Below are 24,715 nucleotides of genomic sequence, written 5' to 3' on the forward strand. Positions count from 1 at the left end.
CCGGGTCGTGCCCGGCGTATCCCGACCCCGACGACCCCGGGAGCCCTGAGCGACCCGTGTTGATCGTCGTTGGTCTTCTTCTCATCACCGTTCTCACCGTCGCCACGGGTTACTTCGTGGCCCAGGAGTTCGGCTACGTCGCCGTGGACCGTGGCCGGCTCAAGCAGCTGGCCGACGACGGCGACAAGGCCGCCGCCCGCGCGCTGGAGGTGACCGGGCGGCTGTCGTTCATGCTCTCCGGCGCGCAGCTCGGCATCACCGTCACCGCCCTGCTGGTCGGTTACGTCGCCGAGCCGTTCCTCGGTGCCGGGCTCGCCGAGCTGCTCGGGGGCGCGGGCGTCTCCACTGCCGTCACGCTGCCGCTCTCCGTGGCCCTGGCCCTGGTCCTCGCGACCGTGGTGCAGATGGTCCTCGGCGAGCTGGCCCCGAAGAACCTCGCCATCGCCCGGCCCGAGCCCCTCGCGAAGGCCCTGAGCAGTTCCACCCTGATCTACCTCAAGATCGCCGGCCCGCTGATCAAGCTCTTCGACCGGGCCGCGGTCCGGCTGCTGCGACGCGTCGGCATCGAGCCGATCGAGGAGCTGCCCAGCGGCGCCACCCCGCAGGACCTGGAACAGATCATCGCCGAGTCCCGCCAGGAGGGGCACCTCACCGACGAGATGTCCACGCTGCTCGACCGGGGGCTCGACTTCCGGGGGCTGACCGCGGGCGAGGTCATGGTGCCCCGCGTCGACGTGCACACCGTACGCGCGCACGAGCCGCTCAGCCGGGTGGTCGAGCTGCTCGACACGGGCAAGTCCCGCTTCCCCGTACGCGGCACCGAGGGCGTCGACGACCTCGTCGGCGTGGTCGGCATCGCCGACGTGCTCGGCGTACCCCCGGAGAGGCGCGCGAGCACCCCGGTCAGCGCGGTCGCCGGCCCCCCGCTCCTGGTGCCGGAGACCCTGCCGCTGCCGACGGTGCTGGACCGGCTGCGCTCCGGCCACCGGCAGCTCGCCTGCGTGGTCGACGAGTACGGCGGCTTCGCCGGCGTGATCACGCTGGAGGACATCGCCGAGGAACTCGTCGGCCCGATCCGGGACGAGGACGACCCGCCGGAGCGTGCCCCGGCCCGCCAGGAGGACGGCTCCTGGGTGGTGCCGGCCCGCTGGCGCATCGACGAGGTGGCCGACAGCACCGGCATCTCGCTGCCCGAGGCACCGGAGTACGACACGCTCTCCGGCCTGGTCATGCGGGAGCTGGGGCGGGTCCCCGAGGTCGGTGACCGGCTGGAGATTAGCCTGCCGGCCGACGGCGAGGACGGCGCGGAGGAGCCGCGCGCCCTGGTCGAGGTGCTGGCCGTCGACCGGCACGTGGCCGACTCGGTCCGACTGCGGATCGCCGAGCCCGGGGAGGTGTCCGCATGAGCCCCGGCATCGCACTCTTCACGTCGGTGATCCTGCTGGCGTTGAACGGCTTCTTCGTGGCCGCCGAGTTCGCCCTGGTGGCCAGCAAGCGCTACCGGCTGGAGCACGCGGCCGCCGGAGGCGGCCGGGCCGCCCGGGCCGCGCTCGACGGCGTACGCGAGCTGTCCCTGATGCTCGCCGGCGCGCAGCTCGGCATCACGCTCTGCACCCTGGGGCTCGGCGCGCTCGCCGAGCCGGCGATCGAGCACCTGCTGAGCCCGCTGCTGCACGCGGTCGGGCTGCCGGACACCGCGAGCCACGTGATCGCGCTGATCTTCGCGCTGAGTCTCGTCACCTTCCTGCACCTGGTGGTCGGGGAGATGGCGCCGAAGTCCTGGGCGATCACCGACCCGGAGCGCTCGGCGGTGCTGCTGGCGCTGCCGTTCCGCGCCTTCGCGCGGGTCGCCCGCCCGTTGCTGTCGGTGATGAACGCCCTGGCCAACGCGATGCTGCGGCTGGTCAAGGTCAACCCGCAGGACCAGCTCGCCCAGGTACACGGCCCGGACGAGCTGCGCATGCTGCTGGAGCAGTCGCGCGAGCACGGGCTGCTGGGCGCGGAGCAGCACCAGATGCTGACCAGCATGCTGGAGTTGCAGGGCACCACGGTGGCCCAGGTGATGGAGCCGTTCGACCAGATGGTGACGGTGCGCCGGGACGAGGGCGCCGACCGGATCGAGCAGGTCAGCCGGGACAGCGGCCGGTCGCGGCTGGCCGTGCTGGACGCCAACGGCGACGTCTGCGGCCTGGTCCACGTCCGGGAGGCGGTGCGGGCCACCACCACGGGGCGCGCGGTCACCGCCGGCGACCTGATGACCAACGCCCTCACCCTGCCGGCCTCGGCGTCGGTGACCGACGCCGTGGCGGAGATGCGCGCCCGGCAGTCCCAGCTCGCGCTGGTGCGCAACGGTGGCGGGCCGACCCGGCCGGTCGGGTTCGTCGCGCTGGAGGACCTGCTGGAGGAGGTCATCGGCGAGTTCGACGACGAGACCGACCCGGTGCCGCGCGGTCGACGCATGAGGTGAAACCGGATAGGTGGCCGCTCTTCGTCGAAGTCGGGGCGGCCACCCGCCGGGTCCGCGACGATGGGGGTGGCCCCACCCGCCGGGTCCGCGACGACAGGGGCGACCCCACGCGCGGGGTCGGCGGCCGTGGGTGGCCGGACCGGCCCAGTCGTGGACGGGGGAGTGCCGTGCGGTTGACGGGGGTGTCGCCCGAGTCCGGCTGGACCGGCCTGTCGGTGCGGACCGCCCTGGCCAACGCGAGCACCCGTCCCGGGCTGCGGCTGCCGGGGCGGGTCACCGTCGTCGCCGGCTCCACCGACGTACCCGTCCTGCACGTCCGGCTCGGCCTGGTCACCACGGCCGAGCCGGACGACCCGGAGGCGCCCCGTCGCCTGGTGCAGTTCCACCAGGCGACGGTGGCCGACGCCTTCGTGCTGCCGGCCGGGCGGGGCCGGTCGATCCCGTTCGAGTTCCCGCTGCCGTGGGAGACCCCGGTGACCGTGTTCGGCGGGGTGCCCCTGCTCAGCCTGCGGATGGGGCTGCGTACGGAGGTGGCGGTCGAGCCCCGCCTCGGCCAGGGCGCGATGGTGCCGGTCTTCGTACATCCGCTGCCCACCCAGGCGCACGTCCTGGCGGCCCTCGACACGCTCGGCTTCAGCATGCGCCAGGCCGGCCTGGTCGACGGGCGGCTGCCGGGGGTGGCGCAGACCCTGCCGCTGCACCAGCGGCTGGGCTACTGGGTGGCGCCGCTCTACGCCGGGCCGATCACCGAGCTGGAGCTGATCTTCATCGCCGAGCCGGCCGGCCTGGAGGTGATCCTCTGGCTGGACCGGCGGCTGGCCCTGGCCGGGATCACCCACCAGAGCATCAGCCGGTTCCGGGTCTGGCACGTCGGCGCCGACCAACGGGACTGGATCGCGACCGTGGACGCCTGGCTGCGTACGGCGATCAACCGGCACGCCGCGGCCGCCGCGCACGCCGACTGGTCCGCGACCCTCTCCGGGTCGGCGCACGTCAGCCGCCCGCCGGACGAGCCGATCCACCCCGGCTTCGGACTGGGCGGCACGGCCGGCGGAGCCGGCGTCGGGGGCTCCGGCGGCGGCGACGGCACCTGACCCGCCCGGGTCAGGCGGTGGCGGTGGCCAGCTTGAGGCTGAAGCCGAGGAAGAGCGCGGCGACGCCCGTGGTGGCGCCGGCGGCCAGGCGGTGGCGTCGACGGAACTGGGCCGCCAGGAACGTGCCCGTGAAGATCAACGCGGTCAGGTAGAGCGCGCTGGTGACCTGGGCGATCAGCCCGAGCAGCAGGAACGACAGCGCCGGCCAGGCATAGCCCGGGTCCACGAACTGGATGAAGAACGAGACGAAGAAGAGGATCGCCTTCGGGTTGAGCAGGCTGATCACCAACGCCTTGCGGAAGGGGCTGCGCAGCGCCGCCGGCTCCGCGGCGTCGATGAGCCGCGGGGTGGCCGGGTCGTTGCGCGTCCGCCAGCGCCGCCACGCCCCGCGCAGCATCGTCAACCCCACATAACCGAGGTACGCGGCGCCGGCGTACTTGATCACGAGGAAGAGCGGCGGGTACGCCTGGACCAGCGACGCCACGCCGGCGGCGGAGAGGAACATGAGTATCCCGTCGCCGACGAAGACCCCGCCGGCCGCCCGGTAGCCGGTCGCCACGCCCCGCTGCGCGGCGGTGGAGAGCACGAAGAGGGAGTTGGGACCGGGCAGCAGAACGATCGCCACGGTGCCCAGCACGTACGTCCAGATGTCGGTGATGCCCAGCACGCCCGCCATCATGGGGCCACGGGTGCCGTCCGGCGAAGCCTTTCCCGGAGCGTGACCTGTGCGTTCGGCCACTCGTCGACGATCATCGAATACTGCACGGTGTCCCGCCAGGAGCCGTCCGGGCGGAGCCGGTGCCGGCGCAGCACCCCCTCGCGGGACGCGCCGAGGCGCTCGATGGCCCGCTGCGAGCGCTCGTTGCGGATGTCGGTGTGCCAGACCACCCGCTCCGCGCCCAGCTCCTCGAAGGCGCGGGTGAGCAGCAGCAGCTTCGCCTCGGTGTTGATCCCGGTGCGCCACCAGGGCCGGCCCAGGTAGGTGTAGCCGATCGCCACGGCCCGGCGCTCCGGGTCCACCTCGTAGAAGGAGGTGGTGCCGACCACCGCACCGGTCACCGCGCAGCGCTGCGCCCAGGGCACCCGCTCGCCCCGCCGGTGGGCGGCCAGCGCGGTGGCGATCCCGTCGGCGGTGCCGGCGGCGTCGGCCGGCTGCGGGCTGCCCAGGTGCCGCCAGACCTCCGGGTCGGCGGTCGCGGCGTGCAGCTCGTCGGCGTGCGCGAGGTCGAGTGGTTCCAGCAGCACGTGCTCCCCGCGCAGCACCGCCGGGTCGAGCCACGGCGAGGTCCGCTCCCGCAGGTACGCCGGCACCGGCGCGGTCATCCCGGCGTCGGGCTCGGGCAGCCCGGCGGTCAGCCGCAGCGGCACCACGCCGGCCCAGTGCGGCAGGGCGAGGTCGGTCTCCTCGTCGCGTACGCCGCCGGTGCGGGCGCGCACCGACACCTCGCGCAACGGCAGGGCCAGCACGGCCGTCTCGGCCAGCTCCCGGCGCGACGGGGGGCGGCTGTCGGCGCTGCGCCCCGCGGCGGCCTTCTCCACCAGGGCGGTCAGCATCCGCAGCTTCTCCCGCTGGTCGGTGACCAGGCGGGCGGTGCCGTGGGCGACCACCGAGCGGTAGTTGGCGCTGTGGTGGAACTGCGAGCGGCCGTAGACGAGGCCGTCGAGCAGGGTGACGGCGACGCAGACCGGCAGCCCGTCGCCCCGGGCGGCGAGCAGCGGCCGGCTGCCGGTGGAGCCGTGCAGGTAGAGGGTGTCGCCGACGCGGACGTGCAGGGTGGGCAGCACCCGGGGCTCGCCGTCGACGGTGAACCCGAGCGCGCAGTCGTACGCCTCGTCGAGGATCGCGTGCGCGGCGGCCTCGTCGTAGCTCATCCGGTCCCGGGAGCGGCTGGCGGTGGTCCGGTCGGTGGGTGCGTACATGGCTCGACCTTTGTTCTAGTACAATCCTTGATTTGTGTCAGCACGCTATCAGGTCGCCGGTACGACGGCCGCCGAGATTTCGGCCAGCATCGAATCGGGCATCCGCTCCGCCGCCCTCGCTCCGGGCGACGCGCTGCCCCCGGTGCGGGAGCTCGCCGCCCGGCTCGCGGTGAGCCCGGCCACCGCGGCCCGGGCCTACCAGGAGCTGCGCCAGCGCGGCCTGGTGGTCACCGCCGGCCGGCACGGCACCCGGGTCCGGCCCCGGCCGCCGGTGGCGTCCCGCCGCTCCGCGCTGCGCCCGCCGACCGCCCCCGGCCTGCGCGATCTCTCCCGGGGCGAGCCGGACGTGCGGTTGCTGCCGCCCCTCGGGGCGCACCTCGCCGGCCTCGCCGCCGCCGCGGGCGAACCGGTCGGCTACCCCGCAGCCGGTGTGCTGCCCGAACTGGCCGAGGCGGCCCGCGAGCGGCTGGCCGCCGACGGCGTACCGGCGACCGAGCTGACCGTCACCGGCGGCGCGCTGGACGGCATCGAGCGGCTGCTCGGCGCGCACCTGCGCCCCGGCGACGCGGTCGCGGTCGAGGACCCGGGCTGGGCCAACCTGCTCGACCTGGTCGCCGCGCTCGGGCTGCGGCCGATCGGCGTGCCGGTCGACGACGACGGTCCGCTGGTCGCCGGGGTCGGCGCCGCGCTCGCCGCCGGCGCACGGGCGCTGATCGTGACGAGCCGGGCCCAGAACCCCACCGGCGCGGCGGTCTCCGCCGAGCGGGCCGGGGAGCTGCGTGCCCTGCTCGCCGGCCGGTCCGACCTGCTGCTGATCGAGGACGACCACGCCGCCGAGCTGGCCCGCGTACCGCTGCACCCGCTCGCCGGGGCGACCCCGGCGTGGGCCTTCGTCCGCTCGGTGAGCAAGCCGTTCGGGCCCGACCTGCGGGTCGCCGTGCTGGTCGGCGACGAGACCACGGTGGCCCGGGTGGCCGGCCGGGCCCGGGTCGGCGCCGGCTGGGTCTCCACCGTGCTGCAACGGCTCGTCCTGGCGCTCTGGCGGGATCCCGCCGTGGCCGGGCTGGTGGACCGGGCCGCCGGCAGCTACGAGCGGCGGCGCACGGGGCTGATCGACGCGCTCGCCGGCCACGGCCTGGTCGCCCACGGCCGCAGCGGCATCAACGTCTGGCTGCCGGTCGACGACGAGACCAGCGTGCTGACCGCGCTGCGCGACGCCGGCTGGGCGGTCGCGCCCGGCGCGCTGCACCGGATCGCCGGCCCGCCGGCGCTGCGGATCACCGTCAGCTCGCTCGACGAGGCGGAGATCCCGGACCTGGCCGAGGCTGTGGCCCGGGCGGTCCGGCCCGCCCCCGGCGCCGGCTTCACGGCGTGAGCGGGGAGCCTGCCGCGACCCCCGACGGCCCGGGGTGGGCGACGCCGGGTCGGCACTCCGCCCACACCGTCCACTGTGTGCACACCGGCGTGTCCCGCCCGGCGGGTCCCCGCGCGTGTTCCCTCCCGCACCGGGTAGAACAGTCGCCATGGCCGAGCAGACCGGGACCGCGCCGGGCGCGCAGAAGTTCATCCCGCCGCGCGCCGACACCCTCGACGACCTGCGCGCCGCCGCCGCCGGCTGCCGGGGCTGCGAACTCCACCGGGACGCCTCGCAGACCGTCTTCGGTCGCGGCGACGCCGGCGCCCGGGTGGTCTTCGTCGGCGAGCAGCCCGGCGACCTGGAGGACCAGAAGGGCCTGCCGTTCGTCGGCCCCGCCGGCCGGCTGCTGCGCAGGGCGGTCGACGACGCCCGGCTCGACCCCGGCCACATCTACCTCACCAACGCCGTGAAGCACTTCCGCTTCGAGCTGCGCGGCAGGCGACGCATCCACCAGACCCCGGACCGGGTGCACGTCACCGCCTGCCGGCCCTGGCTGGTGGCCGAGTTCGCCCAGCTCCGCCCGGAGATCGTGGTGGTGCTCGGCGCCACCGCCGCCAAGGCCCTGCTCGGCCCGACGTTCCGGGTCACCCGCCAGCGCGGCGAGCTGCTGCCCTGGCCGGAGTCGGCCCAGCACCCGGAGGACTTCCGGCGGGTGCCGGTGGACTCCGCGGACGGCGTCGCGGACGCCCCGCCGGCCCGGCTGCTGGCCACCATCCACCCGTCCGCCGTGCTGCGCGCCGACGACCAGGACAAGGCGTACGAGGGGCTGGTCGCCGACCTCACCGTGGCCGCCCGCGCCCTCGCCGGCTGACCGACCGGTTGCCCGCCGGTCGGCGGTCCGCCCGGCCACGCGAGAACTCCACGTCGATCTTGGACAGTTGCCGTTCGCCGCGAACGACAACTGTCCAAGATTCGCCCGTGGCACCGACCGGCGGACGGCTGAGCGGTGCCACACTTGCCGCCATGGAGCAGCATCTCTACGAGCGTGACCACGAGGAGTTCCGCGAGCTGTGCCGCGAGTTCCTGACCCGCGAGGCGGTGCCCCACCACGAGCGCTGGGAGGCCGACGGCATCGTCGACCGCGAGGTGTGGCGCCGGGCCGGGGCGGCCGGCCTGCTGGGCACGGACGTCGACGCGGAGTACGGCGGCGGCGGGCAGCGGGACTTCCGGTTCAACGCCGTGCTGGACGAGGAGATCGTCGCCAGCGGCTGCACGGGGCTCGGCTTCGGCCTGCACAACGACGTGGTGGCGCCGTACCTGACCGAGCTGACCACCGACGAGCAGCGCAAGCGCTGGCTGCCCGGGTTCTGCTCCGGCGACCTGGTCACCGCGATCGCGATGAGCGAGCCCGGCGCCGGCTCCGACCTGGCCGGGATCCGCACGAGCGCGGTCCGCGACGGCGACGGCTGGGTGCTCAACGGCCAGAAGACCTTCATCACCAACGGTGAGATGGCCGACCTGGTGGTCGTGGTCGTGCGTACCGCGCCGGAGCAGGGCGCGCACGGGGTGAGCCTGATCGCGGTGGAGAGCGGCACCCCCGGCTTCTCCCGGGGCCGGCGGCTGGCCAAGGTCGGGCTCAAGGCCAACGACACCGCCGAGTTGTTCTTCGACGACTGCCGGGTGCCGGCGGAGAACCTGATCGGCACCGAGAACCACGGCTTCTACCACCTCATGGCCAACCTGCCCCGGGAGCGGCTCAGCATCGCGGTCGTCGCGGTGGCCGCCGCCGAGCGGCTGCTCGCCGTCACCCTCGACTACGCCCGCTCCCGGCAGGCCTTCGGCCGGCCGATCGGCGCGTTCCAGCACAACCGCTTCCTGCTGGCCGAGCTGGACACCGAGGTCACCATCGCCCGTACCTTCGTCAACCACTGCGTCGCGGAGTACGGCGCCGGCCGGCTCTCGGTCACCGACGCGGCGAAGGCGAAGTGGTGGACCACCGAGTTGCAGAACAGGGTCGCCGACCGCTGCGTGCAGTTGCACGGCGGCTACGGCTACATGCTGGAGTACCCGGTGGCGAAGGCGTGGCTGGACGGGCGGGTGCAGACGATCTACGGCGGCACCACCGAGATCATGAAGGAGATCATCGGCCGGGGCCTGGGGTTGTAACGTCGACGGGCTGCCGGGTGGCGGGGCGGGTGCGCAAGGATGAGATGGCACCTCGCCCCTTACCTCGAAGGAGCCGCCATGGCCACCGACCTCGCCGCGCCGCTCGTCGCCGCCGACGTCGCGCCCATCCAGCGGCGTACCCTGCGGCTGCTCTTCGTCACCCAGATCGTCGGCGGGATCGGGGTGACCATCGGCGTCGCCGTCGGGGCGCTGCTCGCCTCCGACATCGCCGGCACCGCCGTCGCGGGCCTGGTCAGCAGCGCCGCCGTGGTGGGCGGGGCGTTGCTCGCCGTGCCGGTCACCCGGATCATGACCGTGCGTGGCCGACGGCCCGGCCTGGTCGTCGCGTACCTCACCGGCGCGGCCGGCGGCGCCCTGGTGGTCCTCGCCGCGGTGACCCGCTGGGTCCCGCTGCTCTTCCTCGGCATGCTCCTGTTCGGCGGCGGCAGCGCGGCCAACCTCCAGGCCCGCTACACGGCGGTGGACCTGGCCGAGCCGGCGCGCCGGGGCCGCCAGCTCTCGCTGATCGTCTGGGCCACCACCATCGGCGCGGTCGCCGCGCCGAACTTCGCCTCGCTCGCCGACCGCACCACCCGCGGCTGGGGGCTGCCGACACTGGCCGGTCCGTTCGCGTTCAGCGCCGTCGCGCTCGTGCTGGCCGCCGGGGCGATCCTGGCGCTGCTGCGGCCGGACCCGCTGCTCACGGCGCGCCGGCTGACGGCGGCCGGCACCCCGGCGACCCCCGTCGTCACGCCGGCACCGACCGCCCGGCGCGGTGCGGGCATGCGGGCCGCCTGGGCGGTGGTACGCATGCGGCCGGCCGCCCGGCTCGGCATCGTCGCGGTGGCTGTCGGCCACCTGGTCATGGTCGCGGTGATGGTGATGACCCCGGTGCGCCTGCACGAGTGGCACGACGACGCCGACGTGCTGCGGGTGGTCGGTCTCGTGCTGAGCCTGCACATCGCCGGCATGTACGCGCTCGCCCCGGTGGCGGGCTGGCTCACCGACCGGGTCGGCCGCCGGGCGGTGATCCTCGGCGGCGTCGGGCTGCTGCTCACGGCGTGCGCGGTCGCCGGCACGGCCGGGCACCACACGGCCTGGCTCTCGGTCGGGTTGTTCCTGCTCGGCCTGGGCTGGTCGGGGACCATGGTCGCGGGCTCGACGCTGCTGTCGGAGTCCGTGCCGGTGGGGATCCGGCCGAGCGTGCAGGGGCTCTCCGACCTGACCATGGGCCTGGCCGGCGCCGCCGCCGGGGCGGTCAGCGGGTTTGTCGTGGAGGCGGCCGGTTACCCGGTGCTCACCGGGCTCGCGGCGGTCGCGGTGGTGCCCCTGGTGACGCTAGCGTTGCGGCCGGTGCCGGTGGGGGCACCGGACGAGGAGGACTGATCACGTGCGGCTGACCGACTTCTGGTCCCGGCTGGAGGAGGCCTTCGGGCCCGGCTACGCGGGCAGCATCGCCCGCGACCAGGTGCTCTCGCAGCTCGGTGGGCGGACCATCGAGCAGGCCCTGGCGTCGGGTGAGCAGACCCACGTGGTGTGGCGGGCGGTCTGCGCCGCCTATCCCGACCGGGTGCCCGCGCGGCTCCGCTGAGCAGCCGTTTCGTGGCTTCCGCGTGTCGCTTGCCGCCTCGTACACCTGTTCGGCTATTGTCCACAGCGGGGTGCTCGTCCACAGCTCACGGCCGGTCGGCTGGTTTTCTGTCGGACCCAGCGCCTAGCGTGTCCGCGTGACGCGAAGCTCAGGAAAGACGCCGGCGAAGGCAGGGGTGGCAAACATGGCCGCAGGGCCCGACCGGGAGAAGGCACTCGACCTTGCTCTCGCTCAGATCGACAAGCAGTTCGGCAAGGGTTCGGTGATGCGGCTGGGAGAGCGGCCGGTCGTCCAGACCTCGGTGATTCCGACGGGTTCGATCGCGCTCGACGTGGCGCTCGGCGTGGGCGGTCTGCCCCGAGGCCGGGTCGTCGAGATCTACGGTCCGGAGTCCAGTGGTAAGACCACGGTGGCCCTGCACGCGGTGGCCAACGCCCAGCGGGCCGGCGGCATCGCCGCCTTCGTCGACGCCGAGCACGCGCTCGACCCGGAATATGCCAAGGCCCTCGGCGTCGACACCGACTCCCTGCTGGTCTCCCAGCCGGACACCGGCGAGCAGGCGCTGGAGATCGTGGACATGCTGGTCCGCTCCGGCGCGATCGACATCATCGTCATCGACTCGGTGGCGGCCCTGGTGCCGCGCGCCGAGATCGAGGGCGAGATGGGCGACAGCCACGTGGGTCTGCAGGCCCGGCTGATGAGCCAGGCGCTGCGGAAGATCACCGGTGTGCTCAACAACACCGGCACCACGGCGATCTTCATCAACCAGCTCCGCGAGAAGATCGGCGTGATGTTCGGCAGCCCCGAGACCACCACGGGCGGCCGGGCGCTGAAGTTCTACGCCTCGGTCCGGCTCGACGTGCGCCGCATCGAGAGCCTCAAGGACGGCACCGACGTGGTCGGCAACCGCACCCGGTGCAAGGTCGTGAAGAACAAGGTCGCCGCGCCGTTCAAGCAGGCCGAGTTCGACATCATGTACGGCAAGGGCATCTCCCGCGAGGGCTCGCTGATCGACGTGGGCGTGGAGCAGGCGATCATCCGCAAGTCCGGCGCCTGGTACACCTACGACGGCGACCAGCTCGGCCAGGGCAAGGAGAAGGCCCGGGAGTTCCTCAAGGAAAACCCGGATGTCGCCGCCGAGATCGAAAAGAAGATCCTCGAGAAGCTCGGCGTCGGGGTGGGCGCGGGCGACGCCGCCGGTGGCCCGGAGCTGCCGCCGGTCGACTTCTGACCGGTCCCTGACCCGTGGCAGGACGACGCGCCCGCACCGGGCGGGGCTGGGATGCCAGCCCCGTCCGCGCGGGTGACGACAGCGCGCCCCGGCCCCGTCGGGCCCGGCGCGGCCGTACCGACGACACCGACCCCGAGGCGCCCCCGGCCCCGCCGCGCGACGAGGCCGAGCTGGCGCGGGAGATCTGCCTGCGCCAGCTGGCCGTCCGGCCCCGCACCCGGGCCGAGCTGGCCGGGGCGCTGGCGAAGCGGGGCGTCTCCGACGAGGTCTCGGCGGAGGTGCTCGACCGCTACGACGAGGTCGGCATCATCGACGACGCCGCGTTCGCCCGGGCCTGGGTGGCCAGCCGGCACTCCGGCCGGGGCCTGGCCCGCCGAGCGCTGGCCAACGAGCTGCGCCAGCGCGGGGTGGACGGCGAGGTCGCGAGCGAGGCCCTCGGGGAGCTGGACGAGGAGACCGAGGCCGAGACCGCCCGCGCCCTGGTCGAGCGGAAGCTGCGGACCGCCCGGGGCGAGCCGGACGCGGTCTTCCGGCGGCTGGTGGCCATGCTGGCCCGCAAGGGCTACCCGCCGGGCGTGGCGATCCGGGCGGTGAAGGACGCGCTCGCCGCGCAAAGCGCCGAGGCGGCCGAGTTCGCCGAGCAGATCGACGCCGACGCGCTCGCCGACGCCGAGGGCGAGCTGGAGCGGGACAGCCGCTCCCACGGGTGAGCGAGCACCGGGTCGGAAGGGTCCGCTGCTGAAGGCACGTGGCGACGGGCCGCTGAGCCCGGTGGCGGGGCCCCGTGCTGGGGCGCGTCGCGACGGAGCGCTGAGATCGGGCGGCGGGGCCCCGTGCTGGGGCGCGTCGCGACGGAGCGCTGAGATCCGGCGGCGGGGCCCGGGTTGGAGGCGTGTGGCGGCAGGGCCGCGGGCCCGGCGGTGGGCGGAGGGAGACTTCGTGTTGAAAGCGTGCCTCAACGGGGCCCGAGGGCGTGACGAGCATCCGGCGGTGCCGGTCACCCCGGCCGAGTTGGCGGCCGACGCGGCCCGCTGCGCGGGGCTCGGCGCGGGGGCGGTGCACGTGCATCCCCGGGACGCCGACGGCCGCGAGTCCCTGCACCCACTGGTGGTCGCCGCCGCGCTGGACGCGATCCGGGCCGCCCGGCCGGGGCTGCCGGTGGGGGTGAGCACCGGGGCCTGGATCGAGGCGCAGCCGGCCGCCCGGGTGGCCGCGGTCCGGGCCTGGACCGTGCTGCCCGACTTCGCCTCGGTCAACGCTCACGAGCCGGGCGCGGAGGCGGTGGCGACGGCGCTGCACGAGCGGGGCGTCCTGGCCGAGGCGGGGCTGTGGACGGTCGACGCGGTCGGGGCGTACGCGCGGTGGCGGGTGCCGGCCGGGCGGATCCTGATCGAGTGCATGGCCGAGGACCGGGCGGTGGCGCTTGCGGACGCCGCCGCGATGCTGGCCGCGCTGCCGTCCCCTGCGGCCGGGAGCCCGCCGGTCCTGCTGCATGCCGAGGGGCCGGCGACCTGGCCGGTGCTGGCCGAGGCGGTGCGCCGGGGCCTGCACAGCCGTGTCGGGCTGGAGGACACGCTGTCACTGCCCGACGGCTCGCCCGCGCCCGACAACGCCGCACTGGTGGCGGCGGCACTGGCGGCGGGCGCCCGCTGACCCACCCGGTCGGGGGAGTGGTGCGTTCGTGGGCTCCGGCGAGCGTCGTGGGGCAGAGGGTTGCGTCACAGCCGGTCGGCGGTGCGCCGGCGGCTACGCGTACGGGCGCCGGATGGCGCGTGCGAGGGTGCGTACGGGCCGCCCCGCTGAGCAGGGCCGACGCGCCGCGCGACCCGATCCGCTGCCGTTTTGTCCGCCGGTGTCCGGGCGCGCATCAGCGGTGCGTGACGCGACAACTTCTCTCCGTTCGGGGGGTTTGATCATGAGTTCTTGACCGGAGCCCCCCGGGAGACCTAGCCTCGCCATACAGGCTCACATTGCCCGACCAAGCGCAGGCTAAGCGCACAACATAGATCGCGTAACGGAACAGCATCACTTTGGCCGATCCGATCGGCCATTGGCGGCAGCTCCGGACTGGCCGGTCCGACGCTGGCGCGACAACTGCACCCGGCCGTCGGCGATGCTCCCGCGTGGAGCACCGCCGACGGAAGCTACCCCACGGCCAGTCGCTCCGGTCGGGCGTCCACAGCCGCAGGGTGCGTGCCCATCGGCACGGTCGCTGCGGTCCCGACGTTCAGGGGAGGCGGCCATGGCGAGGCGGCGCAGTTCCACCGGAGTCCCGACATGAGCGGGCCGGTCGGGCCGGGCCCTGTGGCCATCGGGCGGAGCGGGGCGCCGGCATGAGCGGGTTCGACATCGTGATCCTCGCCGTGGTGCTGGTCCTGACCGTGGTCGTGCTCGGGGCGGTGCTGCTCGGCGTACGGGCGCTGCGCCGGTTCGGTGCGGCACCGGCGCCCGAGGACCCCGCCTTCATCGCCGAGAAGGACCGGCAGGAGCAGTCCCTCGCGGCCCTGCGTACCGCCGCCGACGAGGCCAACAGCACGATCGACGTGGCGAAGTCCGCCGCCGCGGCGGCCCGCGCCGAGGCGGCTGCCGCGAAGGCCGAGGCGAAGGCGGCCCGGGCGGAGGCCCGCCGGGTGCTCGACGACGCCCGGGCGGAGGCCGACACCGTCCTGGAACGGGCCCACAAGCAGGCCGAGGCCGACGCGGAGCAGTTGCGGGCCACCGCCCGGCGCAGCGGCGAGCGGGAGGTCGCGGTGCTCGCCGCCACCACCCGGGAGCAGGCCGCCGAGGTGGAGCGGCGGGCGGCCCGGATGGACGAGCGCGAGCGGCTGCACACCGAGGAGGTGGAGCGCCTCGCCGAGCGGGAACGGCAGCTCACCGCCGCCAGCGCGGCCCTGTCGGCCCGCGAGGCCGCCCTCGCCCAGCGCGAGGCCGAGCTGGCCGAGGCGGAGGAGCAGCGGCGCCGCGAGCTGGAGCGGGTCGCCGGCCTCACCGCCGACGCGGCCCGAACGGAGCTGATCGAGGCGATCGAGGTCCAGGCCAAGCGGGAGGCCGCCCTGCTGGTCCGCGACATCGAGTCCGACGCCCGCGGCACCGCCGAGCAGCGCGCCCGGCACATCGTCGTCGACGCCATCCAGCGGGTCGCCAGCGAGCAGACCGCGGAGAGCGTGGTCAGCGTCCTGCACCTGCCTGGCGACGAGATGAAGGGGCGGATCATCGGCCGGGAGGGCCGCAACATCCGCGCCTTCGAGTCGGTCACCGGCGTGAACCTGATCATCGACGACACCCCCGAGGCGGTGCTCCTCTCCTGCTTCGACCCGGTGCGCCGGGAGGTCGGGCGGCTGACCCTGGAGAAGCTGGTCCTGGACGGGCGGATCCACCCGCACCGCATCGAGGAGGTCCACGACCTCGCCCGGCACGAGGTGGAGGAGCTCTGCCAGCGGGCCGCCGAGGACGCCCTGGTCGAGGTCGGCATCACCGAGATCCACCCGGAGTTGGTCACCCTGCTCGGCCGGCTGCGCTACCGGACGTCGTACGGGCAGAACGTGCTCAAGCACCTGGTGGAGACCGCGCACATCGCCGGCATCATGGCCGCCGAGTTGCGGCTGGACGTGCCGATCATCAAGCGCTCGGCGTTCCTGCACGACATCGGCAAGGCGCTCACGCACGAGGTGGAGGGCAGCCACGCCATCATCGGCGCGGACCTCGCCCGCAAGTACGGCGAGAACGAGGACGTCGTGCACGCCATCGAGGCGCACCACAACGAGGTGCCGCCGCAGACCATCGAGGCCGTCCTCACCCAGGCGTCCGACGCCTGCTCGGGCGGCCGACCGGGGGCCCGGCGGGAGAGCCTGGAGGCGTACGTCAAGCGGTTGGAGCGCATCGAGGAGATCGCGGCCGGCAAGCTCGGCGTGGAGAAGGTCTTCGCCATGCAGGCCGGCCGGGAGATCCGGGTGATGGTCAAGCCGGACGACGTCGACGACATCGGCGCCGCCGTGCTGGCCCGGGACGTGGCCAAGCAGATCGAGGAGGAGCTGACCTATCCGGGTCAGATCCGGGTGACCGTGGTCCGCGAGTCCCGGGTCACCGAAATCGCCCGCTGACCAGTCCCGTCCGGAACGTTAGGTGAAGCGTTCACTACGGAGGGCTAGATACAAGACGGCATATATGTATATTCTTCTGGCTCTTGCAATGATCATTGCAGCAGAGACGGGAGAGAGCATGCGTAAGAGGCTCAGTCGTGGTCTGGTCAGCGCAGGGTTCGTCGTGGCGGCCGTCGCCTCCGGCGTCGTGGTGGTGAGCGCGGCGCCGGCGCAGGCGGCACCCTGTAGTGCGTCGCGGGACTACACCTACACCTGGGGCGTCAAGTCCACGTGCGCGCCCGACACGTTCCGTTGGTGGCACCGGGCCTGGGTCAAGTGCGTCGAAGGCCCGAACAACACGACGAGGACCTACTACGGCAACTACGCGGGGGGGCTGTCGGTGTCCAAGGTGCAGTGCGGTTCGGGTGCGACCAAGAGCATCTCGAGCTACGGGGTGGAGCAGGGGCAGGACGACTGAGTCGTCGGAACCGATGATGAGGCGGGGCGGGGAGTGACATCACTCCCTGCCCCGCCTCATCGTTGACACCCGCCGCCGTGCGTCAGCCTTGTGGTTCGGCGACCGCGCCTCCGCCGGCTGGAGTGGAGTCGGGAGCGGTCTGCTTGGGGATCCGGTACGCCCGCCGGCTGCTGCGCCGGTCGAGCCAGGTGGCGAGCGCGGTGAGCAGCGAGTTGAGCACGATGTAGATGCCGGCCACCACGATCGCGGCGGCGACCACGTTCCCCTTGTTGGCGGAGAGGTCGTTGACGCCGCGCTGCAGCAGCTCGGGGTAGGCGACGATGTAGCCGAGCGCGGTGTCCTTCAACAGCACCACGAGCTGGCTCACGATCACCGGCAGCATCGCGCGGGCCGCCTGCGGGATCAGGATGAGCTGCATGACCTGGCTCTTGCGCATGCCGATCGCGTAGGCCGCCTCGGCCTGGCCGCCCGGCAGGGACCGGATGCCCGCCCGGAACGCCTCGGCGAGCACCGAGCCGTTGTAGAGGGTCAGTCCGATCACCACGGCCCAGAACGCCGACACCGGCCCCTGGATGAGGAACGGCACGCCGTAGAAGATGAAGAAGATCATCAACAGCAGCGGGACGGCGCGGAAGAACTCGACCACGGCGCCGGCCGGGATGCTGATCCAGCGGTGTTCGGAGAGCCGGCCGACCGCGAAGATGATGCCGAAGGCGAGGGAGAGCACCATCCCGACAGCCGCTGCCCAGAGCGTGGCGCGCAGGCCGGACCAGATGAACTGGGTCCACGTGGCCTTCTCCGTGAACGGCTGCCAGAGGTAGCCCTCCCACTGGCCGGCCTCGTCGAACTTGGCGTACACCCACCACAGCAGGCCGGCCAGGGCGACGCCGAAGACGACGGTCAGCACCGCGTTGCGGACGCGGGCGCGTGGCCCCGGGTGGTCGTAGAGGATGGAACTGGTGCTCATCAGCGCTTCACCGCCAGTCGGTTGGCCAGCCAGCCGAAGAAGTAGCCGGTCGGGATCAGGAGCGCGGCGAACGTGCCGGCGAAGACCAGGAAGATCGGGATGACGGCGTCACCGTTGCTGTTGATGAGGTCCTTCATCACGTTGGAGGACTCCATCAACCCGATGGTGCCGACGATCGTCGCGTTCTTGCAGAGCGCGATCAGGATGCTGCCCAGCGGGGCGATCACCGAGCGGGCGGCCTGCGGCAGGACGACGATCCGGAGGGTCTGGGCGAAGGTCAAACCGACCGCCCGGGCGGCCTCGGCCTGGCCGGCGGGCACCGTGTTGATGCCCGAGCGGATCGCCTCGCAGACGAACGCGGCGGTGTAGACCGACAGGCCGACGACCCCGAGCCAGAAGTTGTTCAGGTCCAGGTCGTCCGCCAGGCTCAGCCCCAGTGTGGAGAAGAGGCCGAAGTAGCAGAAGAAGATGACCAGGGTCAGCGGGGTGTTGCGGAAGATGTTGACCCAGGCCGCACCGAAGCCACGCAGCACGGGCACGGGCGAGACCCGCATGGTGGCCAGCAGGACGCCGAGCACCAGCGCGAACACTGCCGAGGCACCGGTCAGCTTGAGGATCCAGAGGAAGCCCGACAGATAGGCGTCGAAGTTCGTCGGGTCAGCGAATACGTGCATGCGTCGGCTCCCGGGGCAGGTCGTCGGCGTCCGGACAGACCGGGGCCGGCATCCCTCCGGATGCCGGCCCCGGTACCGTCAGACGCTGCCGCAGTTGGTCAGCTTGGTGGTGTCCAGCTCGGGCGCGGCCTTGCCGCTCTTGCCCAGGGTGGCGTCCCAGGCGGCCTTGTACGTGCCGTCCGAGGCCGCGGTCTTGAGGATCTCGTTGACCTTCTCGCAGCCGTCCTTGTCGTCCTTCTTCAGACCGATGCCGTACGGCTCGCTGGAGAAGGTCTTGCCGACGACCTTGAACTTGCCGGCGTACTGGTCCTGGGCGGCGTAGCCGGCGAGGATGATGTCGTCAGTGGTGACGGCGTCGACCTGGCCCTTCTCCAGCAGCGGCAGGCACTTCGAGTACGAGTCGAACTGCTGGAGCTTGGCCTTCGGGTAGTCCGTCTGGACCCGCTTCGCCGGGGTCGACCCGGACACGGAGCACACCGTCTTGCCGTCCAGACCCTCCGGGCCGGCCAGCGTCGAGTCGGCCTTCACCAGAAGGTCCTGGCCGGCGATGAAGTACGGCCCGGCGAAGTTGACCTTCTGCTTGCGCTCGTCGTTGATGGTGTACGTCGCGATGACGAGGTCGACGGTGCCCTGCTGGATGAAGGGCTCGCGGTTGGAGGACACGGTGGTCTTCCACTCGATGTTGTTCGCGTCCACGCCGAGACCCTTGGCGATGATCTTGGCGACCTCGATGTCGAAGCCCTCGTACTGGCTGCCGGTCTGCAGACCCAGGCCCGGCTGGTCGGCCTTGACGCCGATGACCAGCTTCTTCTGGCTCTGCGCCTTGCCGACGATGCCCTTGGCCGAACCACCGGAACCGCTGTCACTGTCGCTGTCGCCACCGCAGGCGGTCATCGCGAGCGAGAGGGCGGCCACCGCGGCGACCGCGGCCACGCGCTTCATACGCATACACTTCTCCTTCTTCGAAGGAACCCGCCGGGGGACGGCGTGCTCCAGGTACGGACGCCTAGTGCGTGAGGATCTTGGAGAGGAAGTCCTTGGCGCGCTCGCTGCGCGGGTTGGCGAAGAACTCGGCCGGCGGCGCGTCCTCGACCAGTTTCCCGTCGGCCATGAAGATGACGCGGTTCGCCGCGTGCCGGGCGAAGCCCATCTCGTGGGTCACCACGACCATGGTCATGCCATCGCTGGCCAGCGACGTCATCACGTCCAGCACCTCGCCGACCATCTCCGGGTCCAGCGCGCTGGTCGGCTCGTCGAAGAGCATCGCCTTGGGCTGCATGGCCAGCGCCCGGGCGATCGCCACCCGCTGCTGCTGGCCGCCGGAGAGCTGGGCCGGGAACTTGTCGGCCTGGTTGGCGATGCCGACCCGGTCCAGCAGGGCCAGGCCGCGCTCGCGCGCCGCCGCCGGCTTCTCCTTGCGGACCTTGACCGGCCCGAGGGTGACGTTCTCGAGGATCGTCTTGTGCGCGAAGAGGTTGAACGACTGGAACACCATGCCGACCTCGCTGCGCAGCTTCGCCAGCGCCCTGCCCTCGGCCGGCAGCGGCTGCCCGTCGAAGGTGATCGTGCCGGAGCTGATCGGTTCGAGGCGGTTGATGGTGCGGCACAGCGTCGACTTGCCGGAGCCCGACGGGCCGATCACCACGACCACCTCGCCGCGCCCGACCGACAGCGAGACGTCGTCCAGCACGTGCAGCGGCCCGAACCACTTGTTGACCGAGTCCAGCACGATGAGCGGTTCGCCCGTCGTCACGTCGTTCACCGTCCCTGTCGTCGCGCGGGGTCGGGTGACCCCCGGTTGGGCAACTGTAGGCGGGGGGATGTGGCGGGACGCAACTCAGTTGGTCACGGAGCGATAACACCAGTTCAGAACGGGGTCAAGAGTCCGATTTTGACCGCGATCGGGGCACGCCGGTTGCCATGGGATGGAGCGGTTCGGAGATCATGTGGAGATGACCGAACCGGTACGGCTCACCCGGTACGCCCGGGGCGGCGGCTGCGCGTGCAAGATCCCCCCGGGGGAGCTGGAGACCATGGTCGCCGGGCTCGGCCCGGCCACCGGCACCGCCGAGCTGCTCGTCGGGCTCGATCACGGCGACGACGCCGCGGTGGTCCGGCTCGACGAGCGCACCGGCCTGGTCACCACGGCCGACTTCTTCACCCCGGTGGTCGACGACGCGTACGACTGGGGGCGCATCGCCGCGACGAACGCCCTCTCCGACGTGTACGCCATGGGCGGCACCCCCCTCGTCGCGCTCAACCTGCTCTGCTGGCCGCGCGACGTGCTGCCGCTGGAGCTGGCCCGGGAGGTGCTGCGCGGCGGGCAGGACGTGGCCCGCGACGCCGGCTGTCACCTCGCCGGCGGGCACAGCGTCGACGACGAGGGCCCCAAGTACGGGCTGGCCGTCACCGGCGTGGTCCGGCCGGAGGAACTGATCACCCTGGACGCCGGCCGGGCGGGGTTGCCGTTGTCGCTGACCAAGCCGCTCGGCGTCGGGGTGCTCAACACCCGGCACAAGGCCACCGGCGAGAGCTTCCCCGAGGCGGTCGCCGCGATGACCACCCTCAACCGCGACGCGGCGCGGGCCGCGGTGGCGGCCGGGGTCCGCTGCGGCACCGACGTGACCGGCTTCGGTCTGCTCGGGCACGCGTCCAAGCTGGCCCGGGCGAGCCGCCTGACGGTGGCGATCGACGCGGCCCTGGTGCCCTACCTGGCTGGCGCCCGCGAGGCGGTACGCGACGGGCACGTCAGCGGCGGCAGCCGGCGCAACCTGGAGTGGGTCACCGGGTGGACCGACTTCGGCGGTGTCGGCGAGGAGGAGCGGCTGCTGCTGGCCGACGCGCAGACCTCGGGCGGGCTGCTGGTCGCCGGCGAACTGCCGGGCGCCACCGTGATCGGCGAGCTGCTGCCGCCGGGGGAGCACCGCGTGGTCGTGCGCTGAGGGCGGGCCGCCCGGCGTGTGGCGTCGGGATCGGGCCACGGTACCCGATAAACTGTCACCTTTCCGCTACTCGGAGCAATGGCGCTCGGGGAAATTTTGCCCGGAATGGTCACAGACCGGTAACTTGCCCCCGGCTGAGGTCATATGCACCCCACCATCGTCAGTAAGGCCCGATCCGGAGGCCGGTGGGACGAGCACAGCGAGGAGGCGGCATGACCGAGCTGTGGAACTGGAGAATCGAGCAGGTGCGGCCGGTGGAGGTCTACCCGGCACTGGCCGAGGCGCTCGGCCGGGTGGTGATGCCCCTGGCGGCGGCGGACCCCGCCCGTCTGCCGACGTACGCGGTGATCTGCGACGTCTGGCAGGCGCCGGGGGAGTTCGCCACGATCGTGGACTGCTACGGGGTGCCCGAAGGGCTCTCCGAGCACGGCAGCATCGCCACGCTGGCGCGGCTGCTGGACCGCAACTGCCTGCTGCGCGACGACACGCTGGACGCCGGGCGGCACCTGCTCGTCGCGCCCGACGGCACGATCCGGCCGGTGCACTTCGACGTCCGGGAGACCGACGACGGCGAGGAGCTCGCCGACCAGCGGCTGTGCACCGACGCCGACCCCCGCTGTCGCGGCTGGTCGCAGTGCCACCGCTCGCGCTGGGCGCCCGACTCGGTGCTCCCGGCGCTCGCCGCCGCCTGACCCGCGCACCCGCTGCCGGCCCCGTGCGGCACGGCGGAGGCAGCCCGGGAGCCGGGACGGCGGAGGCAGCCCGGGAGCCGGGCCGGCGGGGCGAGACCCCGTCCCGGCCCGGCGGCGGGATCAGCTCGCCGGGCTGGCGGAGCGGCCGCCGCGTACCTCCAGCTCGGCGAGCAGGGTCGCGGTGGCCGCGGCGACGGCGGCGACCGCCGCGTCGAAGGCCGCGGCGTTGTGGGCGGCGGGCTTGCGGAAACCCGAGATCTTTCGGACGTACTGCAACGCCGCCGCGTCGACGTCGCCCGGGGTCACCTCGGCGACGTACGGCTCACGCAGGGTCTTGATGCTCCGGCACACGGCTCCTCCTCGTTAAGTCCGGTCGGTGGGCCCGGATACGCTGTCCGGGTCATGACTACCGCAGCGGCGAGCAGCCCGCGCACCTATCAGGTGCGCACCTACGGCTGCCAGATGAACGTGCACGACTCCGAGCGCATCTCCGGCCTGCTGGAGCAGGCGGGCTACGTGCGCGCCGCCGAAGCCGACGACGGCCCGGACGTGGTGGTGTTCAACACCTGCGCCGTCCGGGAGAACGCCGACAACCGGCTCTACGGCAACCTCGGTCACCTGCGCCCCGTCAAGGCCAGGCACCCGGGGATGCAGATCGCCGTGGGCGGCTGCCTGGCCCAGAAGGACCGGGGCGAGATCGTCCGCAAGGCGCCCTGGGTCGACGTGGTGTTCGGCACGCACAACATCGGGTCACTGCCGGTGCTGCTGGAACGGGCCCGGCACAACACGGCGGCCGAGGTGGAGATCCTCGAGTCCCTCGACGTCTTCCCCTCGACGCTGCCCACCCGGCGCGAGTCCACGTACGCGGGCTGGGTGTCGATCTCCGTCGGCTGCAACAACACCTGCACGTTCTGCATCGTGCCCTCTCTGCGGGGCAAGGAGAAGGACCGCCGCCCCGGCGACATCCTCTCCGAGGTCCGTGCCCTGGTCGACGAGGGCGTGCTGGAGGTGACCCTGCTCGGGCAGAACGTCAACTCCTACGGCGTGGAGTTCGGCGACCGGCTGGCCTTCGGCAAGCTGCTGCGCGCCTGCGGCGACATCGAGGGGCTGGAGCGGGTGCGGTTCACCAGCCCGCACCCGAAGGACTTCACCGACGACGTGATCGCCGCGATGGCCGAGACGCCCAACGTCTGCCACTCGCTGCACATGCCGCTCCAGTCCGGCTCCGACGACGTGCTGCGCGCGATGCGCCGCTCCTACCGGGCCGACCGCTACCTGGGCATCATCGAGAAGGTCCGGGCGGCGATGCCGGACGCGGCGATCACCACCGACATCATCGTCGGGTTCCCCGGCGAGACCGACGCCGACTTCGCGCGCACCCTCGACGTGGTGCGCGAGGCCCGGTTCTCCTCGGCGTTCACCTTCCAGTACTCCAAGCGCCCCGGCACGCCGGCCGCCACCATGGACGGCCAGCTGCCCAAGCAGGTGGTGCAGGAGCGCTACGAGCGGCTGATCGCCTGCGTGGAGGAGATCACCTGGGCGGAGAACAAGAAGCTGGTGGGGGAGACCGTCGAGGTGCTGGTCGCCGTCGGCGAGGGGCGCAAGGACGAGCGCACGGGTCGGATGTCCGGCCGCGCCCGCGACGGCCGCCTGGTCCACCTCGCCACCGGCGCGAACGGCCAGCAGGGCGACGCCGGTTCCCTCGCCGGGCGGATCCGCCCCGGCGACGTCGTGCACACCACCATCACCTACGCCGCACCGCACCACCTCAACGCCGACGGCGAGCCGCTGGCGCACCGGCGCACCCGGGCCGGCGACGCGGCCGAGGCGGGGCGCGCCCCGCGTACGCCGGGGGTGCTGCTCGGGCTGCCCACGATCGGCGCGCCGGCCGCGGCGCCCGCGCCGACGACCGGCTGCGCCGCGCACTGACCCGCGACCGGCCGGGGCCTGCGCGCGCAGGCCCCGGCCGGTGCGTTCAGCCGGTCACACCTGGATCCGGCCCGCGCCCGCGCCGCCCGTGACGATGGACTTCACGCTGCTCGCGGCGTCCAGGCTGTACGAGTACGGGATGGCCCGGACGCTGCCGCCGGCCTGGCCGCTGCCGGAGTTGACGAAGTGGTTGTTCCGGGCGACCAGCGTGCCCGGCCCGGAGTCGCCCTCACCGAGGTGGTACGGGTCGTCGACGTTCTCGAAGTAGTTGCCCTCGACGAGCACCCCGGCGTTCTCCGTGGAGGCCACGCCGTAGCCGCCGTTGCTGTCGTAGTAGTTGTTGAATACGTGAACCGGGTTGCCGAAGCGGACCCGGGGGTGGCGCTGGGTGCTCTCGTCGAACCAGTTGTGGTGGTAGGTCACCCGCAGGTGGCCGGTGTCCTGGCTGCCGTTGCTGTCGCTGTGCCCGAGCAGCATCGACTTGTCGTGGTCGTAGACCCGGTTCCACGACACGGTGATGAAGTCCGAGCCCCGCTTGATGTCGACCGCGCCGTCGTTGCCGTTGGTGAAGCTGTTGTGGTCGATCCAGATGTTGGTGGCCGACTCCTGCACGTTGATCGCGTCGTCGTTCCAGTTCCGGAAGGTCAGGTTCCGGATGATGACGTTGCGGTCGCCGTTGATGTTGAAGCCGCAGCCGGAGATGGTCGCGCCGGGGTTGCCGAGGATGGTCTTGTTGGACCGCACCCGCAGCATGCCGGAGCAGGAGATGGTGCCGGAGACGCGGATCACCGCCGCGCTGCTGGAGCCGACCGCGCTGGTCAGGGCGGAGGCGCTGGTGACGGTGACGGGGTTGCCACTGCCGCCGGTGGTGCCGCCGTTCTGGGTGGCCCAGCCGACCAGCCCGGTGGGGGCGGCCGAGGCGGGTGCGGTGCCGGTGGTCAGCGCCCCCGCGGCGAGCAGGGCGGCGCTGGCGGCGGCGGTGAGCAGGGTGGTGCGACGTCGGGACGTACGCATGGTGCTTCCCTTCGGTGGTCGCGGGCTCGCGGACCGTGGGCCGACCCTGCGACGCCGTGCCCGGTGGCGTCTGGTCGGTGGGGACGGCGGTCTGCGGCCCCGCGGATGCGGACT

The 24,715-nt window shown here is 73.0% G+C and carries 24 protein-coding genes; 16 read left to right on the forward strand and 8 right to left on the reverse strand.

Going from position 1 to position 24,715, the window contains the following annotated elements; genetic code table 11:
- Nucleotides 1-56 precede the first annotated feature (56 nt).
- The 3 genes from RM555_RS26130 (at nt 57) to RM555_RS26140 (ending at nt 3,561) form a co-directional block, all read left to right on the forward strand.
- Nucleotides 57-1,406 carry a hemolysin family protein gene (locus RM555_RS26130; protein ID WP_311414229.1) on the forward strand — a complete coding sequence of 450 codons (1,350 nt, stop codon included), beginning with the start codon at nt 57-59 and terminating at the stop codon, nt 1,404-1,406.
- Entirely contained in the window at nt 1,403-2,467 is a 1,065-nt protein-coding gene (locus tag RM555_RS26135) for a hemolysin family protein (RefSeq protein WP_311414230.1), read from the forward strand. The genes RM555_RS26130 and RM555_RS26135 overlap by 4 nt, the downstream gene beginning before the upstream one ends.
- Nucleotides 2,468-2,634: 167 nt before the next feature.
- Nucleotides 2,635-3,561 carry a sporulation protein gene (locus RM555_RS26140; RefSeq protein ID WP_311414231.1) on the forward strand — a complete coding sequence of 309 codons (927 nt, stop codon included), beginning with the start codon at nt 2,635-2,637 and terminating at the stop codon, nt 3,559-3,561.
- A 10-nt stretch (nt 3,562-3,571) separates the two neighbouring features.
- Here RM555_RS26140 and leuE read toward each other — a convergent pair whose 3' ends face one another.
- On the reverse strand, nt 3,572-4,240 hold the full coding sequence (gene leuE / locus RM555_RS26145; protein ID WP_311414232.1) for a leucine efflux protein LeuE: 669 nt from the start codon (nt 4,238-4,240) through the stop codon (nt 3,572-3,574).
- A complete protein-coding gene (locus RM555_RS26150; protein WP_311414233.1) occupies nt 4,237-5,481 on the reverse strand; it encodes a bifunctional pyridoxamine 5'-phosphate oxidase family protein/GNAT family N-acetyltransferase in 1,245 nt (414 codons plus the stop codon). The genes leuE and RM555_RS26150 overlap by 4 nt, the downstream gene beginning before the upstream one ends.
- A gap of 34 nt (nt 5,482-5,515) precedes the next feature.
- On the opposite strand from RM555_RS26150, the gene RM555_RS26155 reads away from it, so the two are divergent.
- From RM555_RS26155 to RM555_RS26200, 10 genes are all read left to right on the forward strand, one after another.
- Complete coding sequence (locus tag RM555_RS26155) at nt 5,516-6,856, forward strand: aminotransferase class I/II-fold pyridoxal phosphate-dependent enzyme (RefSeq protein ID WP_311414234.1); 1,341 nt, start codon at nt 5,516-5,518, stop codon at nt 6,854-6,856.
- Between the two features lie 148 nt (nt 6,857-7,004).
- Nucleotides 7,005-7,709, forward strand: coding sequence for a UdgX family uracil-DNA binding protein (locus RM555_RS26160; protein ID WP_311414235.1), 705 nt, complete (start codon nt 7,005-7,007; stop codon nt 7,707-7,709).
- A gap of 152 nt (nt 7,710-7,861) precedes the next feature.
- Nucleotides 7,862-9,004, forward strand: a complete 1,143-nt coding sequence (locus RM555_RS26165; RefSeq protein WP_311414236.1) for an acyl-CoA dehydrogenase family protein — start codon at nt 7,862-7,864, stop codon at nt 9,002-9,004.
- Nucleotides 9,005-9,082: 78 nt separating this feature from the next.
- The gene (locus RM555_RS26170; protein ID WP_311414237.1) at nt 9,083-10,390 is read left to right on the forward strand and encodes an MFS transporter; all 1,308 of its coding nucleotides are present in this window, start codon (nt 9,083-9,085) and stop codon (nt 10,388-10,390) included.
- Between the two features lie 4 nt (nt 10,391-10,394).
- Nucleotides 10,395-10,595 (forward strand): DUF3046 domain-containing protein, encoded by a 201-nt coding sequence (locus RM555_RS26175; protein ID WP_121395993.1) that lies wholly within the window; start codon nt 10,395-10,397, stop codon nt 10,593-10,595.
- A gap of 184 nt (nt 10,596-10,779) precedes the next feature.
- Nucleotides 10,780-11,826 (forward strand): recombinase RecA, encoded by a 1,047-nt coding sequence (gene recA, locus RM555_RS26180; protein WP_311414238.1) that lies wholly within the window; start codon nt 10,780-10,782, stop codon nt 11,824-11,826.
- Nucleotides 11,827-11,840: 14 nt separating this feature from the next.
- Nucleotides 11,841-12,536 carry a regulatory protein RecX gene (locus RM555_RS26185; protein WP_311414239.1) on the forward strand — a complete coding sequence of 232 codons (696 nt, stop codon included), beginning with the start codon at nt 11,841-11,843 and terminating at the stop codon, nt 12,534-12,536.
- Nucleotides 12,537-12,765: 229 nt separating this feature from the next.
- A complete protein-coding gene (locus RM555_RS26190) occupies nt 12,766-13,479 on the forward strand; it encodes a 3-keto-5-aminohexanoate cleavage protein (RefSeq protein WP_311414240.1) in 714 nt (237 codons plus the stop codon).
- 680 nt (nt 13,480-14,159) lie between these two features.
- Nucleotides 14,160-15,926 carry a ribonuclease Y gene (gene rny / locus RM555_RS26195; protein WP_311414241.1) on the forward strand — a complete coding sequence of 589 codons (1,767 nt, stop codon included), beginning with the start codon at nt 14,160-14,162 and terminating at the stop codon, nt 15,924-15,926.
- Between the two features lie 118 nt (nt 15,927-16,044).
- Nucleotides 16,045-16,383 carry a hypothetical protein gene (locus RM555_RS26200; protein ID WP_311414242.1) on the forward strand — a complete coding sequence of 113 codons (339 nt, stop codon included), beginning with the start codon at nt 16,045-16,047 and terminating at the stop codon, nt 16,381-16,383.
- 82 nt (nt 16,384-16,465) lie between these two features.
- On the opposite strand, the gene RM555_RS26205 is transcribed toward RM555_RS26200, so the two are convergent.
- From RM555_RS26205 to RM555_RS26220, 4 genes are all read right to left on the reverse strand, one after another.
- The gene (locus RM555_RS26205; RefSeq protein WP_311414243.1) at nt 16,466-17,350 is read right to left on the reverse strand and encodes an amino acid ABC transporter permease; all 885 of its coding nucleotides are present in this window, start codon (nt 17,348-17,350) and stop codon (nt 16,466-16,468) included.
- On the reverse strand, nt 17,350-18,024 hold the full coding sequence (locus tag RM555_RS26210) for an amino acid ABC transporter permease (RefSeq protein ID WP_311414244.1): 675 nt from the start codon (nt 18,022-18,024) through the stop codon (nt 17,350-17,352). Before RM555_RS26210 ends, RM555_RS26205 begins: the two co-directional genes overlap by 1 nt.
- Nucleotides 18,025-18,102: 78 nt before the next feature.
- Entirely contained in the window at nt 18,103-18,972 is an 870-nt protein-coding gene (locus RM555_RS26215; RefSeq protein WP_311414245.1) for a glutamate ABC transporter substrate-binding protein, read from the reverse strand.
- A 58-nt stretch (nt 18,973-19,030) separates the two neighbouring features.
- Nucleotides 19,031-19,786, reverse strand: coding sequence for an amino acid ABC transporter ATP-binding protein (locus tag RM555_RS26220; protein ID WP_311414246.1), 756 nt, complete (start codon nt 19,784-19,786; stop codon nt 19,031-19,033).
- Between the two features lie 184 nt (nt 19,787-19,970).
- Between RM555_RS26220 and selD the strand changes: the two genes are divergently transcribed.
- Both selD and RM555_RS26230 read left to right on the forward strand, forming a co-directional pair.
- Complete coding sequence (gene selD / locus RM555_RS26225) at nt 19,971-20,966, forward strand: selenide, water dikinase SelD (RefSeq protein WP_396888845.1); 996 nt, start codon at nt 19,971-19,973, stop codon at nt 20,964-20,966.
- Between the two features lie 212 nt (nt 20,967-21,178).
- Nucleotides 21,179-21,658, forward strand: a complete 480-nt coding sequence (locus RM555_RS26230; RefSeq protein WP_151453951.1) for a hypothetical protein — start codon at nt 21,179-21,181, stop codon at nt 21,656-21,658.
- A gap of 120 nt (nt 21,659-21,778) precedes the next feature.
- Here RM555_RS26230 and RM555_RS26235 read toward each other — a convergent pair whose 3' ends face one another.
- Nucleotides 21,779-22,009, reverse strand: a complete 231-nt coding sequence (locus RM555_RS26235) for a DUF2277 family protein (RefSeq protein ID WP_132232942.1) — start codon at nt 22,007-22,009, stop codon at nt 21,779-21,781.
- Between the two features lie 51 nt (nt 22,010-22,060).
- On the opposite strand from RM555_RS26235, the gene miaB reads away from it, so the two are divergent.
- The gene (gene miaB / locus RM555_RS26240; protein WP_311414248.1) at nt 22,061-23,587 is read left to right on the forward strand and encodes a tRNA (N6-isopentenyl adenosine(37)-C2)-methylthiotransferase MiaB; all 1,527 of its coding nucleotides are present in this window, start codon (nt 22,061-22,063) and stop codon (nt 23,585-23,587) included.
- Between the two features lie 54 nt (nt 23,588-23,641).
- Here the strand turns inward: miaB and RM555_RS26245 are convergent, their stop codons facing one another.
- On the reverse strand, nt 23,642-24,601 hold the full coding sequence (locus tag RM555_RS26245; RefSeq protein WP_311414249.1) for a pectate lyase family protein: 960 nt from the start codon (nt 24,599-24,601) through the stop codon (nt 23,642-23,644).
- Nucleotides 24,602-24,715: the final 114 nt, after the last annotated feature.

The organism is Micromonospora reichwaldensis (assembly GCF_031845925.1).
Classification (GTDB): Bacteria; Actinomycetota; Actinomycetes; order Mycobacteriales; family Micromonosporaceae; genus Micromonospora; species Micromonospora reichwaldensis.

Excerpts from the sequence above, each read along its gene's own strand:
- RM555_RS26135 (WP_311414230.1), top strand. The coding sequence starts at position 1,403 with ATGAGCCCCGGCATCGCACTCTTCACGTCGGTGATCCTGCTGGCGTTG.
- recA (WP_311414238.1), top strand. The coding sequence starts at position 10,780 with ATGGCCGCAGGGCCCGACCGGGAGAAGGCACTCGACCTTGCTCTCGCT.
- RM555_RS26210 (WP_311414244.1), bottom strand. The coding sequence starts at position 18,024 with ATGCACGTATTCGCTGACCCGACGAACTTCGACGCCTATCTGTCGGGC.
- RM555_RS26205 (WP_311414243.1), bottom strand. The coding sequence starts at position 17,350 with ATGAGCACCAGTTCCATCCTCTACGACCACCCGGGGCCACGCGCCCGC.
- RM555_RS26215 (WP_311414245.1), bottom strand. The coding sequence starts at position 18,972 with ATGCGTATGAAGCGCGTGGCCGCGGTCGCCGCGGTGGCCGCCCTCTCG.
- RM555_RS26165 (WP_311414236.1), top strand. The coding sequence starts at position 7,862 with ATGGAGCAGCATCTCTACGAGCGTGACCACGAGGAGTTCCGCGAGCTG.
- RM555_RS26150 (WP_311414233.1), bottom strand. The coding sequence starts at position 5,481 with ATGTACGCACCCACCGACCGGACCACCGCCAGCCGCTCCCGGGACCGG.
- rny (WP_311414241.1), top strand. The coding sequence starts at position 14,160 with ATGAGCGGGTTCGACATCGTGATCCTCGCCGTGGTGCTGGTCCTGACC.
- RM555_RS26160 (WP_311414235.1), top strand. The coding sequence starts at position 7,005 with ATGGCCGAGCAGACCGGGACCGCGCCGGGCGCGCAGAAGTTCATCCCG.
- RM555_RS26245 (WP_311414249.1), bottom strand. The coding sequence starts at position 24,601 with ATGCGTACGTCCCGACGTCGCACCACCCTGCTCACCGCCGCCGCCAGC.
- leuE (WP_311414232.1), bottom strand. The coding sequence starts at position 4,240 with ATGATGGCGGGCGTGCTGGGCATCACCGACATCTGGACGTACGTGCTG.
- RM555_RS26170 (WP_311414237.1), top strand. The coding sequence starts at position 9,083 with ATGGCCACCGACCTCGCCGCGCCGCTCGTCGCCGCCGACGTCGCGCCC.
- RM555_RS26230 (WP_151453951.1), top strand. The coding sequence starts at position 21,179 with ATGACCGAGCTGTGGAACTGGAGAATCGAGCAGGTGCGGCCGGTGGAG.
- miaB (WP_311414248.1), top strand. The coding sequence starts at position 22,061 with ATGACTACCGCAGCGGCGAGCAGCCCGCGCACCTATCAGGTGCGCACC.
- RM555_RS26200 (WP_311414242.1), top strand. The coding sequence starts at position 16,045 with ATGCGTAAGAGGCTCAGTCGTGGTCTGGTCAGCGCAGGGTTCGTCGTG.